This is a genomic window from Rhodopseudomonas sp. BR0C11, assembly GCF_010820945.1.
Classification (GTDB): domain Bacteria; phylum Pseudomonadota; class Alphaproteobacteria; order Rhizobiales; family Xanthobacteraceae; genus Rhodopseudomonas; species Rhodopseudomonas palustris_H.
This window is the reverse complement of record NZ_QTKI01000788.1, coordinates 1-704: the sequence shown is the minus strand read 5'-3', so window position 1 is coordinate 704 and position 704 is coordinate 1. Positions and strand designations below refer to the sequence as shown.

The 704-nt window shown below is 68.0% G+C and carries 2 pseudogenes; one reads left to right on the top strand and one right to left on the bottom strand.

The features are described from left to right. Window positions 1–211, top strand: a pseudogene (locus DYI24_RS27385) (nuclear transport factor 2 family protein); the annotation flags it as partial. Between the two features lie 4 nt (window positions 212–215). Here DYI24_RS27385 and DYI24_RS27380 read toward each other — a convergent pair. Next, a pseudogene (locus tag DYI24_RS27380) lies at window positions 216–704 on the bottom strand (radical SAM family heme chaperone HemW); the annotation flags it as partial.

Below are 704 nucleotides of genomic sequence, written 5' to 3'. Positions count from 1 at the left end.
CCATCGGGGGCGGGAAGCGATCGCGGCCTGGAAGCGCGCGGCACTCGACAAGTATCGGATGCAAATGGAGCCACTGACGATCGAACGGGCCGCACAGACCGCGATCGTTACGGCCCATGTCGCAGGTGATTTTCCGGGTAGTCCCGCGCGGCTGACCTATCGGTTCGGTCTCGGCGAGGATGGCATCACCTCGCTCGAGATCGGCGCATAGTCCGCTAGGCCGCCAGATCGGCCACCACAGCGTCCAGCACCGGGAAGCCCTCTTGCGTCACGCGCAAGCGGCCGTCGGCGTCGACCGCGATCGCGCCCTCTTCGCGCAGCAGCGCGATCCGGGAGGGATCGAGCGGACGGCCGGACAGTAGCTGATAGCGCTGCGGATCGATGCCTTCGGCGAGCCGCAGCCCCATCAGCCGGAATTCGTCGGCCCGCCCTTCGCTGGTGAGGCGTTCGTCGGCGATCAGCCCGTGGCCGGTGGCTTCCACCCGCATCAGCCAGCTCTCGGGGCGTTTCTCGGTGGCGGTGGCGTAGCGCACCGCGCCGATATCGAGCCGGCCGTGGGCGCCGGGGCCGATCCCGGCATATTCTTGGCCGCGCCAGTAGATCAGATTATGCCGGCACTCCGCGCCCGGGCGGGCGTGGTTGGAAATCTCGTAGGCCGGCAGCCCGAGTTCGGCGCAAACTGATTGAGTGACGTCGTACAGCGC